This is a genomic window from Flavobacterium sp. HBTb2-11-1, from assembly GCF_009826975.1.
Lineage (GTDB): Bacteria > Bacteroidota > Bacteroidia > Flavobacteriales > Flavobacteriaceae > Flavobacterium.
In genome coordinates this window covers 71380-86335 of the sequence record NZ_WUMO01000009.1, presented here as the reverse complement: position 1 = coordinate 86335, position 14956 = coordinate 71380, and the positions used below count along the sequence as shown (strand labels likewise).

The 14956-nt window shown below is 34.5% G+C and carries 10 protein-coding genes; 7 read left to right on the top strand and 3 right to left on the bottom strand.

Going from position 1 to position 14956, the window contains the following annotated elements:
- Nucleotides 1-2 precede the first annotated feature (2 nt).
- The 7 genes from GR162_RS18780 to GR162_RS18750 all read left to right on the top strand — a co-directional run bounded on the left by GR162_RS18780 (nt 3) and on the right by GR162_RS18750 (nt 12028).
- Nucleotides 3-452 carry a hypothetical protein gene (locus GR162_RS18780; protein ID WP_111365260.1) on the top strand — a complete coding sequence of 150 codons (450 nt, stop codon included), beginning with the start codon at nt 3-5 and terminating at the stop codon, nt 450-452.
- A gap of 523 nt (nt 453-975) precedes the next feature.
- The gene (asnB, locus tag GR162_RS18775; protein ID WP_160783371.1) at nt 976-2652 is read left to right on the top strand and encodes an asparagine synthase B; all 1677 of its coding nucleotides are present in this window, start codon (nt 976-978) and stop codon (nt 2650-2652) included.
- A 312-nt stretch (nt 2653-2964) separates the two neighbouring features.
- On the top strand, nt 2965-4578 hold the full coding sequence (gene asnB, locus GR162_RS18770; protein WP_160783370.1) for an asparagine synthase B: 1614 nt from the start codon (nt 2965-2967) through the stop codon (nt 4576-4578).
- Nucleotides 4579-5125: 547 nt separating this feature from the next.
- Nucleotides 5126-7066 carry a DNA topoisomerase (ATP-hydrolyzing) subunit B gene (gyrB, locus tag GR162_RS18765; RefSeq protein ID WP_008462259.1) on the top strand — a complete coding sequence of 647 codons (1941 nt, stop codon included), beginning with the start codon at nt 5126-5128 and terminating at the stop codon, nt 7064-7066.
- 110 nt (nt 7067-7176) lie between these two features.
- Nucleotides 7177-8112 carry a malate dehydrogenase gene (gene mdh / locus GR162_RS18760; RefSeq protein WP_160783369.1) on the top strand — a complete coding sequence of 312 codons (936 nt, stop codon included), beginning with the start codon at nt 7177-7179 and terminating at the stop codon, nt 8110-8112.
- 225 nt (nt 8113-8337) lie between these two features.
- Nucleotides 8338-11328, top strand: a complete 2991-nt coding sequence (gene secDF / locus GR162_RS18755; RefSeq protein ID WP_160783368.1) for a protein translocase subunit SecDF — start codon at nt 8338-8340, stop codon at nt 11326-11328.
- An 85-nt stretch (nt 11329-11413) separates the two neighbouring features.
- Entirely contained in the window at nt 11414-12028 is a 615-nt protein-coding gene (locus GR162_RS18750) for an acyloxyacyl hydrolase (RefSeq protein WP_237421395.1), read from the top strand.
- Between the two features lie 55 nt (nt 12029-12083).
- Here the strand turns inward: GR162_RS18750 and lgt are convergent, their stop codons facing one another.
- The 3 genes from lgt to cysS all read right to left on the bottom strand — a co-directional run bounded on the left by lgt (nt 12084) and on the right by cysS (nt 14901).
- On the bottom strand, nt 12084-13016 hold the full coding sequence (lgt, locus tag GR162_RS18745) for a prolipoprotein diacylglyceryl transferase (protein ID WP_160783366.1): 933 nt from the start codon (nt 13014-13016) through the stop codon (nt 12084-12086).
- 64 nt (nt 13017-13080) lie between these two features.
- Complete coding sequence (gene yidD, locus GR162_RS18740; RefSeq protein ID WP_160783365.1) at nt 13081-13329, bottom strand: membrane protein insertion efficiency factor YidD; 249 nt, start codon at nt 13327-13329, stop codon at nt 13081-13083.
- Between the two features lie 90 nt (nt 13330-13419).
- On the bottom strand, nt 13420-14901 hold the full coding sequence (cysS, locus tag GR162_RS18735; protein ID WP_066032381.1) for a cysteine--tRNA ligase: 1482 nt from the start codon (nt 14899-14901) through the stop codon (nt 13420-13422).
- Nucleotides 14902-14956: the final 55 nt, after the last annotated feature.

Here is a 14956-nt window from a genome sequence, read left to right as displayed (position 1 = left end):
AAATGACTTTCAAAGAAAAAATATATTCTCACTATACTCAAATGGTTCAAGACAGAATTGATGTTTTTAAGGACATGATTTCAGGCTTGACCGAAGATTCGAAAAACGATGCAAAAGGTTCTGCAGGCGATAAGCATGAAACGGCTTTGTCGATGATGCATATTGAGCAAGAAAAACTGACCAATAAATTAAAGGAAGCACTAGAGCAAAAAGCAATTTTAGATAAAATAGACCCGCTTAAAACAACAGAAAACATCGTTTTAGGCAGTTTAGTAAAAGCCAACGGAATTTATTTATATGTGAGTGTTGCGCTTCCTAAAATTGCAATTGACGGAATCAATGTCATTGCGCTTTCTCCACAATCTCCTTTAGGAAATCATTTAATGGGAAATAAAGCAGGATTTCAATTTGAAATAAATAAGACGCATTATACAATTCAGAGCGTTGAATAATTGTTTTTTAATGTTTAGTCCCTGCAGGACAATTTTATTAATACGTAATTTTTTTTTCTACCGATATTTAATCTCTACGAGATATTTTTTGTGTATTGTATTCGATTTCTAATAAATAACTCCGCTAGGAGTTAAATATTGGTAGAACTATAATCGAATGACGCATTGTCCCGTAGGGACTAAATATAAGAAGCCTTCAATATAAAGTCTTTGATTTTATTAAAATTATAATTTCAGAACAACTTCATTCCTTCTCTTTAAGAATTTTTTATCATTAATGGAATAACTCAAAATTTAATTCAAAAAATCAGTTTAAAGTTTCAATTTTCAACCAGTTTTATAGTCAAAATTAAAAATTTTAAGTTCAGACCTTATTTTTACTTTTAAATTTTACATTTTATATGTAAAAATAAAATTTTGGTTTTAAATTGTAATTGAAATTAATATTTATGTTTTTCAATTGTAACTAATATCACATCTTTGCCTTATCAAATTAAAATTTACAAAATAAAAATATAAAATTATGTGTGGAATTGTATGTGCCTTTGATCTTAAACAAAAAGCTGAAGCTTTAAGACCTCAAGTATTAGAAATGTCAAAAATCATTCGTCACCGTGGACCAGACTGGAGCGGAATTTTCAGCAATGATAAAGCAATTCTTTCTCATGAGCGTTTGGCAATTGTAGATCCAGCGTCAGGAAAACAACCTTTATTTACTGAAGATAAAAAATTGGTTTTGGCTGCAAATGGTGAAATCTACAACCACAGAGACCTTCGTAAACAATTTACTGGAAAATACAACTTTCAGACTGAAAGTGACTGTGAAGTTATTTTAGCTTTATATAAAGAAAAAGGAGTAAACTTCGTTGATGAACTAAACGGAATCTTCGGATTTGCAATCTACGATGTAGATAAAGACGAGTATTTTGTTGCTCGTGACCATATGGGAATTATTCCGTTGTATATTGGTTGGGATCAGCACGGGACTTTCTATGTGGCTTCTGAGTTAAAAGCTCTTGAAGGATACTGTACAAAAATCGAATTATTCCCTCCAGGACATTATTTATCAAGCAAAGACGGTGAATTTGTACAATGGTACAAAAGAGACTGGACAGAATATGATGCAGTAAAAGACAACGAAACAAGTATTCCAGAAATCAGAAAAGCATTGGAAGCTGCAGTTCACAGACAATTAATGAGTGACGTTCCTTACGGAGTTTTACTTTCAGGAGGTTTAGATTCTTCTATTACTTCGGCTGTGGCTAAGAAATTTGCTCAAAAAAGAATTGAGTCAGATGACACTACAGATGCTTGGTATCCGCAATTGCACTCTTTTTCAGTTGGTTTAGAAGGTTCTCCAGATTTAGCTGCAGCAAGAAAAGTAGCAGATCATATTGGAACTATTCACCACGAAATCAAATTTACGATCCAAGAAGGATTAGATGCGGTTCGTGATGTAATTTACAACCTTGAAACATATGATGTAACTACGGTTAGAGCTTCAACTCCAATGTGGTTAATGGCGAGAGTGATCAAATCTATGGGAATCAAAATGGTTCTTTCGGGAGAGGGTGCAGATGAGTTGTTTGGAGGATATTTATACTTCCACAAAGCGCCAAACGCTAAAGAATTCCACGAAGAAAACGTTCGTAAATTAGGAAAACTTCATATGTACGACTGTTTACGTGCCAACAAAAGTTTAGCGGCTTGGGGAATCGAAGGTCGTGTGCCATTCTTGGATAAAGAATTTATGGATGTTGCCATGCGTATCAACCCGCAAGATAAAATGATCAACAAAGAACACCCAATGGAAAAATGGGTAGTTCGTAAAGCTTTTGAAGATATGCTTCCGGAAAGCGTAGCTTGGAGACAAAAAGAGCAATTCTCTGATGGAGTAGGATACAGCTGGATTGATACTTTAAAAGAAGTGGTAGCTAGAGAAGTTTCAGACGAACAATTGGCAAATGCGAGATTTAAATTCCCATTGCAAACGCCAACATCAAAAGAAGAGTACTACTATCGTTCAATTTTTACAGAACATTTCCCAAGCGATGCAGCGGCATTATGTGTGCCTCAGGAAGCAAGTGTGGCTTGTAGTACAAAAATTGCTTTGGAGTGGGATGAAGCTTTCAAAAACTTAAACGATCCATCAGGAAGAGCAGTAGCAAATGTTCATGATGATGCTTACGTTAAAGCGTAATTAAGAGTTTAATTTTTAGAATTAGTATATATATTGCGGAAAAACGTTCTCTTGTGAGAGCGTTTTTTTGTCTTAACTGTTAAATTAAATAATTAAGACCTCTCTAAAATCTGTTATTTGTAATTATTTAACTTTCTTTTAATATATTTGAAACCCCATAAAAAAAACGTTAAATGCTATTGTGTTTTAAGAATTTAATAGCAGGAAGCAAAAATTAATATTTAGTTTTGCTTTGTATGAAAAATTTTAATGATTTTTTAATGTTCAGTTAGCCTAAAAACTGAATATAAAATAAATAAAAATAGAAGTATTATGTCTGGATTATTGGCCGTAATTGGAAAAGGAAAAGACCCGAAACTTGTAAAAGAACTTTCAGAAAGAATGTCTCATCGTGGTCCTGATGAAAGCGATGTTCATATTATGGAAAATGGCAGTATTCTTTGTCATGAAAGTTTATCAATTATCGATCTTAATTCGGGAAGGCAGCCAATTCAAGGAACTAATAAAGCTTGGATGGTGCATGACGGGGAAATCTACAATTATAAAGAACTTAAAAATACGGTATTAAAGCACCATACTTTTAGAACAGAATCAGATTCAGAAGTAATTGTACATCTGTATGAAGAATTTGGATATGATTTCTGCAATAAATTAGATGGAGATTTTGCTTTTGTGGTTATCGATGGAGATAAATATATTGCTGGCCGTGACCCGATTGGGGTAAAACCTTTGTATTATGGTTTGGATGAAAGAGGACGAATTTATTTTTCGTCAGAAATGAAATCTATTGCAGACCAATGCAAATCGTTTTCTACTTTTCCTCCAGGACATTATTATACAGCAAAAACTGGTTTTGTAAAATACTATCGTCCAGAATACGAAGACCATAAAAATGCAACTCAGCCACTAGATTTAGAGTTAATTCGCGAAAGCTTAATTCAGGCAACGCGCAAACGTTTATTGGCAGAAGTGCCTTTGGGAGTTGTGCTGTCAGGAGGTTTAGATACTTCGTTGATTTCAGCTATCACTTCGAGATTGCTAAAAGAAAAAGGCGAAAAACTGCATTCATTTTCTATCGGATTAGATGCTGATGCTCCAGATAATGTTGCGGCAAGAAAAGCTGCTGAGTTTTTAGGAACTGAACATCACGAAATTCATTTTTCTGTAGAAGAAGGAGTAAAAGCCTTAGAAAAAGTAATTTATCATATCGAAACGTATGATATTATTTCTGTTAGATCTGGTGTGCCAATGTATTTGCTTTCTAAAGCTATCGCTGATCAAGGTATAAAAGTAATCTTGTCTGGCGAAGGAGCTGATGAGGTTTTTGGTGGGCATTTGTATTTTAGAAATGCGCCTTCAGAAGAAGAATTTCAGGATGAAACGATAGAACGAGTACAGAAGCTTTTTACAGCCGATTTGCTTCGTGCGGATAAAACGACAATGGCAAATGGTCTGGAAGTTCGAATCCCGTTTTTGGATACTGAATTTTTAGATGTTGCCATCCGAATTAAAACAGAAGAAAAGCAGCCAAAAACATATGATGGCGTTGAAAAATACATTTTAAGAAAAGCTTTTGATACAGAAGATCCTTATTTGCCTTCAGAAGTTTTATGGCGTCAGAAAGAACAATTTTCTGATGGTGTAGGATATAGTTGGGTTGACGAGTTGATCGAATATTGTGCTTCGCAGGTTACAGATGAGCAATTGGCTGGGGCAAGTGTTGAATTTCCATACAATTCGCCAACAACCAAAGAAGCGTATTTATACAGGTCGATTTTCCATAAATTCTATCCGCAGGTCAGTGCAGCGCAAACTGTTCGAAAATGGATACCAAAATGGCAGGAAAATCTTGATCCAAGCGGACGAGCAAATGCTGCGCATTTAAATGGAAATTTTGAAACTGTAAAAACTACTGTGATTGCTTAAAACGGTAAATTCCAAAAAAGGAAAAAAATCTCAAAAAATAAATTCCAAATTCCAAATTGGAATCGATATAGAAAAGCCGAAATGCATCAAAAATGTATTTCGGTTTTTTGATTTAATGTTTTTAAGTACATTTTAAAATTTTCATTTAGAGTGCCAAAGTTGGAGCTTTGGGTTTTAATAAAATTGAGATTTATCCTAAGGTTTTTGGATTTGAGATTAGGACTTTAAAAATGAGATTTAGAGTTTCAAAGTTGGAATTTGGAATTTGACATTTTATAATTACAATTTACAATTTAGAATTTAGAATTTGGAATTTCAATTTTGTAATTTTCCTTTTTTGGAATTTCAAAAACAGTTAGATTTTTACGTTATTTCCATTTTTGGAATTCGGCATTTAAGAAATTGGAATTTAATTTTAATTTTTTTTTGTTTTTCAGACAATTGTGTTAATAACTTAGGTGCTTTAAGTCGTAATTTGCTGGGTATATAGCTCGCGTTTTTATATATTTGCGTGTTAGACAGTAAATACATTTTTAGAATAAATTATATGAGCGAAGAAATCAAGAAGAACAATTATTCAGCAGATAGTATTCAGGCATTAGAAGGAATGGAGCACGTAAGAATGCGTCCATCAATGTATATTGGAGATGTAGGGGTTCGAGGACTGCATCATTTAGTTTATGAGGTTGTTGATAACTCTATTGATGAGGCCATGGGAGGGCATTGCGACACCATTAGTGTCTCAATAAACGAAGATGGTTCTGTTACAGTTGAAGATAACGGACGTGGTATTCCAGTTGATTTACATAAAAAAGAAGGTGTTTCTGCACTTGAGGTTGTAATGACAAAAATTGGTGCCGGAGGTAAATTCGACAAAGATTCATATAAAGTTTCAGGAGGTTTGCATGGGGTTGGGGTTTCTGTAGTAAACGCTCTTTCTGTTCACATGAAATCTACTGTATTTAGAGAAGGTAAAATTTACGAGCAGGAATACGAAAGAGGAAAAGCCTTATATCCTGTAAAACAAATCGGTGAAACAGAGAAAAGAGGTACGCGCCAGACTTTCTTCCCAGATGATACTATTTTTCAGCAGACTACTGAATTTTCATATGATACGCTTTCAGCTCGTATGCGTGAACTTTCTTTCTTGAATAAAGGAATTACAATTACGTTTACCGATAAGAGAGAAGTTGATGAAAAAGGAGAATTTAGAAGTGAAGTTTTTCATTCTGATGAAGGATTAAAAGAATATATCCGTTATTTAGATGGAAACCGTGAGCCGATTATTTCTCACGTAATCAGTATGGATCACGAAAAAGGTGAAATTCCAGTTGAAGTTGCTTTGATCTATAATACAAGTTATACTGAGAATATTTTTTCTTATGTAAACAATATCAATACGCACGAAGGAGGAACGCATTTGCAAGGTTTTAGAAGTGGTTTGACAAGAACGCTTAAAAAATATGCCGATGCTTCTGGAATGTTAGATAAATTGAAATTCGAAATCTCAGGAGACGATTTCCGTGAAGGATTAACCGCTATTATTTCGGTAAAAGTGGCGGAACCTCAGTTCGAAGGGCAAACTAAAACTAAACTTGGAAACAGAGAGGTAGTTTCTCCGGTTTCTCAAGCAGTTGGAGAGATGTTGGAGAATTATTTGGAAGAAAATCCAAATGATGCAAAAGTAATTATCCAAAAAGTAATCTTAGCAGCTCAGGCACGTCACGCAGCTAAAAAAGCTCGTGAAATGGTACAGCGTAAAACCGTTATGGGCGGTGGAGGATTACCAGGTAAATTATCAGATTGCTCTGAGCAAGATCCAGCAAGATGTGAGGTTTACCTTGTCGAGGGAGATTCGGCTGGTGGAACAGCAAAACAAGGACGTGATCGTAACTTTCAGGCGATTTTGCCATTGCGTGGTAAGATTTTGAATGTTGAAAAAGCGATGCACCATAAAGTGTTCGAAAACGAAGAGATTAGAAATATCTTTACTGCATTAGGAGTAACGGTTGGAACTGCTGAAGATAGTAAAGCGTTAAATCTTGAAAAACTAAGATATCATAAGGTAATCATCATGTGTGATGCCGATGTCGACGGTAGCCACATTTCTACCTTAATATTAACGTTCTTCTTCCGTTTCATGAAAGAACTTATCGAAGAAGGCCACGTTTACATTGCAGCGCCACCTTTATATTTAGTTAAAAAAGGAAACAAAAAAGAATATGCTTGGAATGATGTTCAGCGTGATCAGGCTAACGAAAGAATGGGAGGAAGTGCTTCTATCCAGCGTTATAAAGGTCTTGGAGAGATGAACGCGGAACAATTATGGGAAACTACAATGGATCCAAATTTCAGAACATTACGTCAGGTGAATATTGAAAGTCTTGCTGAAGCTGATCAGGTTTTCTCTATGCTGATGGGGGATGAAGTACCGCCACGTAGAGAGTTTATCGAGAAAAATGCAGTTTACGCAAATATCGACGCATAAAATGAAAAATTAATAATTTCAATTCGTTTAATTGTTTAAATTTACTAGACAATTAAACGAATTGTCTTTTTAGAGAATAGACATAATTAATAACCGATAAAGTAAAAAATATGAAAGTTACCATTGTAGGAGCAGGAAATGTTGGAGCTACCTGTGCAGATGTCATTTCTTATAGAGAAATTGCAAGCGAAGTAGTATTGTTGGATATTAAAGAAGGTTTTGCAGAGGGGAAGGCGCTGGATATTACACAGTGTGCCACAAACACAGGTTTTAATACCAGAGTTTCGGGAGTTACCAACGATTATTCTAAAACCGCGGGAAGCGATGTAGTAGTAATTACATCAGGAATTCCGAGAAAACCAGGAATGACTAGAGAAGAATTAATAGGTATTAATGCAGGAATTGTAAAAACAGTTGCCGAAAATGTACTAAAATATTCTCCTAATACTATAATTGTCGTAGTTTCCAATCCGATGGATACGATGACGTATTTGGCTTTGAAAGCTACAGGTCTTCCGAAAAATAGAATAATAGGAATGGGCGGTGCTTTAGATAGTTCTCGTTTTAGAACTTACCTTTCATTAGCTTTGGATAAACCCGCAAATGATATTTCGGCAATGGTAATTGGAGGTCATGGAGATACCACTATGATTCCGTTAACGCGTTTAGCTTCTTATAATGGAATTCCAGTATCGCAGTTTCTTTCGGAAGAAGTATTGCAAAAAGTTGCAGCAGATACGATGGTAGGAGGAGCTACTCTTACTGGGCTTTTAGGGACTTCGGCGTGGTATGCGCCAGGTGCTTCTGTAGCGTATTTAGTTGACAGTATTCTAAACGATCAGAAAAAAATGATTGCATGTTCTGTTTTTGTAGAAGGAGAATATGGACAAAATGATATCTGTATTGGAGTGCCATGTATAATTGGTAAAAACGGAGTAGAAGAGATAGTTGATATTAAATTAAACGATCAGGAAAAAGCATTATTTGCTAAAAGTGCAGATGCCGTTCGTAGTATGAATGATGCCTTAAAAACGATTTTAGTATAATAAAAACGGCAAAAAAGAAAAGAAGCTGCACTTTTGCGGCTTTTTTTTTGAGATTAATTAATAAATAAATTGGTTAATATTTTCGTTAATTATATATTTGCTCGGTTTAAAAAAAAATTGGTAATTCGTGATCTCGTTTTTTTGTTTTAAAAAATCATGTCAGGGCTTATTTTATGGGACTTTAAAACAAAATCAAAAATAAAACATAATTAATTTTTAGTAATAATGCAGAATAAAGGACTTATTAAATTTTTCGCAATTCTATTTGCATTGGTAAGTATTTACCAACTATCCTTCACTTTTGTGGCAAATAGTGTCAAAAGTGAAGCTAAAGCTTTTGCAGGAGATAATCCTGATAAAGAGCTGAAATATTTAGATTCTATTGGTAAAGAAAAAGTATTAAATCTTGGTTTTACTGATTTCACTTATAACGAAGTGAAAAACAAACAGCTTAATAAAGGTCTTGACTTAGAAGGAGGAATCAACGTTATTCTTCAAATTTCTATTAAAGATGTATTAAAAGGTTTGGCTAATAATTCTAAAAATCCAGTTTTTAATAAATCATTAGCTGATGCATCTGCAAACTTAGAAGGAAACAAAACATATTTAAATAAGTTTTTTGAAGCTTTTGAAGCAAATTCAAAAGGAACTGTAAAATTAGCATCTCCAGATATTTTCGCTAACAGAAGTCTTCAAGGAGAAGGTGGGGTTGACTTTCAGATGTCTGATGCGCAAGTTCAAAAAGTGATCAAAAGAAAAGTTGATGAGTCTGTAGAAAGTGCTTTTAAAGTATTAAGAGAGCGTATCGACAAATTTGGTGTTACTCAACCAAATATTCAAAAATTAGGAGAAACAGGAAGAATCTTAGTTGAGCTTCCAGGTGCTAAGGATGTTGATAGAATTAAAAAATTATTAGGTGGAAAAGCTCAATTAGAGTTTTGGGAAACTTTCAAAATTGAAGAAATTGGAAATTTCTTAGTATCTGCAAACGAAGCTTTAAAGAAAACAGAAGTTAAAAAGACTGAAACTAAAACGGTTGCTAAAGATTCATTAAATGCATTATTAACAGATGCTAAAGATTCTTCAGATGTTAAAAAAGGAAACAATCCTTTATTTGATAAAATGATCGTTCAAGGTGGTGGACCAGTTTTAGGATACTTTGCTCCTAAAGATACTGCAGCTATCAATGATTATTTCAAAAGACCAGAAATTAGAGTATTATTGGCTGCTGACCAACACTATGCAAAATTTGTATGGAGTAAGCCAACAACTATAAAAGATCCTAAAGCTAAAGATATTAAAAGCGCTGCTGATATCGAAGCAGTTGAATTATATGCTTTAAAAGGAAACAGAGACAATAACCCAGCAATGAGCGGTGGTGTTGTAACTGATGCAAAAGATACTTTTGACCAAATGGGTAAACCAGCTGTTTCTATGCAAATGAACAGCCAAGGTGCTAAAGTTTGGGAAGAATTGACAGGTAGAGCATTCGCTCAAAAAAGCTACATTGCTATTGTATTAGATGATATCGTATATTCTGCTCCAGGTGTAACAAGCGGTCCTATTGCTGGAGGAAGATCTGAGATTACAGGTTCATTTGATGTAGCTGAAACTAAAGATTTAGCTAACGTATTAAATGCAGGTAAATTACCAGCTTCTGCAGATATTATCCAGTCTACTGTTGTTGGTCCATCTTTAGGACAAGCGGCTATTGATGCAGGTACAATTTCTTCTGTATTAGGTTTCTTATTAGTTTGTGTTTGGATGGTATTCTATTATGGTAAAGCTGGTTGGTATGCAAACCTTGCGTTATTATTGAACTTATTATTCTTATTCGGAATTATGGCAAGTTTTGGTTTTGTATTGACATTACCAGGTATTGCAGGTATCGTACTTACATTAGGTACTGCTGTAGATGCGAACATTATTATCTACGAAAGAGCGAAAGAGGAATTGCGTGAAGGAAAATCTCTTTCTGAAGCAGTTACAGCTTCTTACGGATGGCATGGTGCAATGCGTTCTATTATTGATGCTAACGTTACTCACGTTTTAACTGGAGCTATCTTGTTCATTTTCGGAACAGGTCCTATTAAAGGATTCGCATTAACATTATTAATTGGTATCGTAACTTCATTGTTTACATCAATCTTTATTGCGAGAATCTTCATTGACAGAAATATTGCAGGAAAAGCAGATTTGACTTTCTCTACAAATATTACTAAAAACTGGTTTACAAACTTCCACTTTGATTTCATTAAAATCAAAAAATTCACTTATATCTTCTCTTCAATTGTTGTTGTGGTGAGTTTAATTTCTATCTTCTTCGTTAACGGATTAGATGAAGGTGTTGATTTTGTTGGAGGAAGAACTTTCCAAGTTAAATTCGAAAAACCGGTTGATGCTACTGCAGTTTCAGATGAATTGTCTGCAGCATTCGGTACTCCGGTTGAAGCTAAGATTTTAGGTGATGATGATCAATTGAAAATCACTACTAAATATAAAATTAAAGAAGACGGTGTTGCTATCGATGAAGAAGTAAACCAGAAATTATACGCTGCATTACAGAAATATTTCCCAAATACTACTTATGATAAATTTATCAATTCATTTGATGGTAAGAGAGTTGGAGTATTGCAAGCTTCTAAAGTAGGTGCTTCTATCTCTGAGGATATTAAAACTAACTCTTACTGGGCAGTTCTTGGTGCAATGGCAGTTATTTTCTTATACTTAATGGTGTCTTTCCGTAAATGGCAATATTCATTAGGTGCGATTGCAGCAGTTGCGCACGACGTAATCTTCGTATTAGGAATTTACTCTTTATGCTACAAATTCATGCCATTCCATATGGAAATGGATCAGCACTTTATCGCTGCGATTTTGACTGTAATTGGTTACTCTATGAATGATACGGTAATTGTATTTGACAGGGTGAGAGAATTTATCATCGGAAACCGTAAAGGTACCTTCGAAGATATCGTAAACGCTTCTATTAATACTACATTATCTAGAACATTGAATACTTCATTAATGATGATCATCGTATTATTAACGATGTTTATCTTCGGTGGAGAGTCTATCAGAGGATTTATCTTCGCAATGTTAATCGGTATTATCGTGGGGACTTACTCTTCATTATTTATTGCTACACCAGTATTGGTTGACACGATTTCAAGTGATGAGAAACACACAATTGAAGACAAACACAATAAGGCATAATTAAAACCTTGTTTGATATAATAGAAAGATCCAGTGAAAACTGGATCTTTTTTTTATGTTTGCATCTGCCAATCCAAAACGAATTATGATCCAAAAACAAATATTCTTTATTGCTGTTTTATTAGCGGTATTTCAGCTTCAAGCGCAAGAGAAAAGCAGTAATTATAGATTAGGTTTGAGTTATGGTTTTGGAAGTGAATTTAGTAATACCGATTATACTTTTGAAAATCATTTTTATAAGGCGCAACTCTATTACAAGATCAAAGAGACTAAAAATTTTGAATACGAAGTTTTAATTCAGTCCGAAATCAATTTTGGAAAACATCAATTATTGAATTATTATTTTGTAAAGCCAGAGAAACCAGATTTCGAGCAGAAAAGAATAGAATATACGAAAATGAAGGAGGTGATGGAATATGTTCTGAATATTGGATTTGTGGTTAGAAAGCCAATTGGGAAAATGTGCTCGATATATATATTAGGAAGTGTTGGTCCTCTTATTACAGATACAGAAACAGAGAGAATGTCAAAAGGATTTGCTTTTGCTGATGTTTTAGCAGTTGGTTTTACTGCAAGTTATCATAAATTTCAGTTTGATCTTCGCCCGAGTTTGCGGCACGTTTCTAATGCAGGTTTAGGAAGCAGTAATGCAGGATATAATACTAAGAATATCGAATTTGGTATTTCGTATCAACCATAAAAAGAAAATGCCCAATACTTTAAATATTGGGCTTTTTTTATGAATTAAAATTGTTTTATGCGTCAGCTAAAGGATTTCTTTGTGCTCTAATAACAAAGAAAAGTCCAATAATGATAAATGGTATGCTTAGCCATTGTCCTGTCGAAAATAAGCCTAATTCGCTCTCAAAACCGCCTTGGCTTTCTTTTACAAACTCTACGATGAAACGCACAACAAATAAAAGAACTAAAAACAATCCGAATAAAAGTCCAGATTTAAGTCTTGCATTTGTTTTCCAGTATAAAAAGTATAAAATAGCAAAAACAAAAACGTAACAGATCGCTTCGTAAAGCTGAGTAGGATGTCTTGAAGGTACCTCGGCTAATATGTTTGCAAATCTTGGGTCTGAAGCTATTGCGTTATAAGCTTCTTTTGGATCGGCTATTCCTGTTTTCTGTACGGCTTCGGCTTTGCTGAATTTGTCGTGAAGAAAACGGATTCCGAATGCAGAGTCAGTTTCGTGACCAATAATTTCAGAGTTAAAGAAGTTTCCTAAACGAACAAAAATAGCACCGCTTGCAACAGGAATTACAACACGGTCTAAAATCCATAATAACGGACGTTTTAATATTTTTTTACTGTAATAGTACATCGCAACAATGATTGCAATAGCTGCGCCATGGCTTGCTAATCCTTGGAAACCTGTAAAATGAAATTCTGGTTCAAATCTAAATGGAAGGAAAATTTCAAGTAAATGATTTCTGAAATATTCCCAATCATAGAAGAAAACATGACCTAAACGAGCGCCTATTAAAGTGGCTAAAACGGTCCAAACGAATAAAGAATCCAGTTTTTCAATCGATTCGTTTTCTCTTTCGAACATCTTTTTCATTAGGAACCATCCTAAGCCAAATGCAATTACAAACATTAGGCTATAATATCGGATCATAAAAAATCCTAAGTTGATTCCTTCAGAAGGATTCCAAACTAAATTTAAGGCGTGTGTCATGTATAAATGTTTTTATATAGCTGTAAAAATAAATATTTAATGTAAAGTACCGCTTTCTAAAAAGTTAATGTTTGTGGTTGCATTTCTTTTCTGGTACAGGATCGTAACCGCTTCTTCCCCAAGGATGACAGCTTAAGATACGTTTGATGCCTAAAAATCCGCCATAAAACAATCCGTGAATTTGCAGTGCTTGAATCATATATGTCGAACAAGTTGGCTCAAATCTGCAAGAAGCCGGTGTAAACGGTGAAATGGCAGTCTGATAAAAACGGACTAACAATACAAACGGATATATCAGAATTTTTGAAAACATATTTTTCTTGTATCGTTTAGTTGGTGTTCAATACTCAGTTTTTAGTGTTCAGAATGAATGAAACACTAAAAACTAATATTGAATACTTTTTTATTGAATGCTAAAAGTAGTTCCTTCTTTTCCGTCTTTAAGCTGAATTCCCAAAGCAATTAATTGATCGCGAATTTGGTCAGAAAGCGCAAAGTTTTTATCTGCTCTCGCCTGATTTCTCATTTCGATAAGCATGTTTACTACACCTTCCAGTTTATCGCTATCGCCATCAGCAGCTTTGTCGTCATTAAGTCCTAAAACGTCAAAAACAAAAGCATTTACGGCTTTTTTGAAATCGGCTAAATCATCAGCAGAAATCGTTTCTTTGCCATCTTTTAATAAATTGATGTAGCGAACGGCTTCAAACAGCTGCGCAATTAAAATTGGCGTGTTGAAATCATCATTCATTGCATCGTAGCAAAGCTGTTTCCAAGCAGCAAAATCTATTGAACTAGAATTTCCTGCAGTAATATTTGGTAAAGCATCTAGTGCTTCCATCAATCTTTTATATCCTTTTTCGGCTGCAACAATAGCATCATCAGAAAAATCTAAGATGCTTCTGTAGTGTGCTTGAAGCATGAAAAAACGAGTTACAGAAGCAGAAAATGGTTTGCTTAAGATGTTGTTGTCTCCGCTAAGAATTTCGCCTGGAAGAATATTGTTTCCAGTCGATTTTGCCATTTTCTTTCCGTTTAAAGTAAGCATGTTCGCATGCATCCAGTAATTTACTGGCGCCTGACCTGTGCAAGCTTCATTTTGAGCGATTTCACACTCGTGGTGAGGGAATTTTAAATCCATTCCGCCTCCGTGAATGTCAAAATGATTCCCAAGATATTTGGTGCTCATGGCAGTACACTCTAAGTGCCATCCAGGGAAACCATCACTCCAAGGTGAAGGCCATCTCATGATATGTTCCGGCTCTGCTTTTTTCCAAAGCGCAAAATCTTGTGGATTTCTCTTGTCAGATTGCCCGTCAAGATCACGTGTGTTTGCCAGCATATCATCGATATTTCTACCGCTTAAAATACCGTAATTATTAGTCTCGTTATATTTTACAACATCAAAATATACCGATCCGTTTGCCACATAAGCGATGCCTTTATCGATAATTTTTTTAATAATTTCAATTTGCTCAATAATATGCCCTGTTGCTGTAGGCTCGATGCTTGGAGGCAAAAAGTTGAAAGCTTTTAGAATGTTGTGGAAATCTACAGTATAACGCTGTACTACTTCCATTGGTTCCAATTGCTCTAAGCGTGCTTTTTTAGCAATTTTATCTTCACCTTCATCCACGTCGTCTACGATATGTCCAACATCGGTTATATTTCGAACATAACGAACTTTATAATCCAAATGAAGAAAATATCTGAAAATTACATCAAAAGACATAAAAGTTCTCACGTTTCCTAAATGGACATTACTATATACGGTAGGTCCACAAACATACATTCCAACGTTTCCTTCATGGATTGGTTTGAAATCTTCTTTTTCACCCGAAAGTGAATTGTATATTTTTAAAGGCTGACTGCTATATAGTGGCATATTTTTTAATGTTTGTTGTTTATTGTTTTTGGTTTATTGTTTTTGGTTTATTGTT

Bases quoted from the DNA above. Each gene is read 5' to 3' on its own strand.
- GR162_RS18780 (WP_111365260.1), top strand. From the start codon at position 3: ATGACTTTCAAAGAAAAAATATATTCTCACTATACTCAAATGGTTCAA.
- asnB (WP_160783371.1), top strand. From the start codon at position 976: ATGTGTGGAATTGTATGTGCCTTTGATCTTAAACAAAAAGCTGAAGCT.
- asnB (WP_160783370.1), top strand. From the start codon at position 2,965: ATGTCTGGATTATTGGCCGTAATTGGAAAAGGAAAAGACCCGAAACTT.
- gyrB (WP_008462259.1), top strand. From the start codon at position 5,126: ATGAGCGAAGAAATCAAGAAGAACAATTATTCAGCAGATAGTATTCAG.
- mdh (WP_160783369.1), top strand. From the start codon at position 7,177: ATGAAAGTTACCATTGTAGGAGCAGGAAATGTTGGAGCTACCTGTGCA.
- secDF (WP_160783368.1), top strand. From the start codon at position 8,338: ATGCAGAATAAAGGACTTATTAAATTTTTCGCAATTCTATTTGCATTG.
- GR162_RS18750 (WP_237421395.1), top strand. From the start codon at position 11,414: ATGATCCAAAAACAAATATTCTTTATTGCTGTTTTATTAGCGGTATTT.
- lgt (WP_160783366.1), bottom strand. From the start codon at position 13,016: ATGACACACGCCTTAAATTTAGTTTGGAATCCTTCTGAAGGAATCAAC.
- yidD (WP_160783365.1), bottom strand. From the start codon at position 13,329: ATGTTTTCAAAAATTCTGATATATCCGTTTGTATTGTTAGTCCGTTTT.
- cysS (WP_066032381.1), bottom strand. From the start codon at position 14,901: ATGCCACTATATAGCAGTCAGCCTTTAAAAATATACAATTCACTTTCG.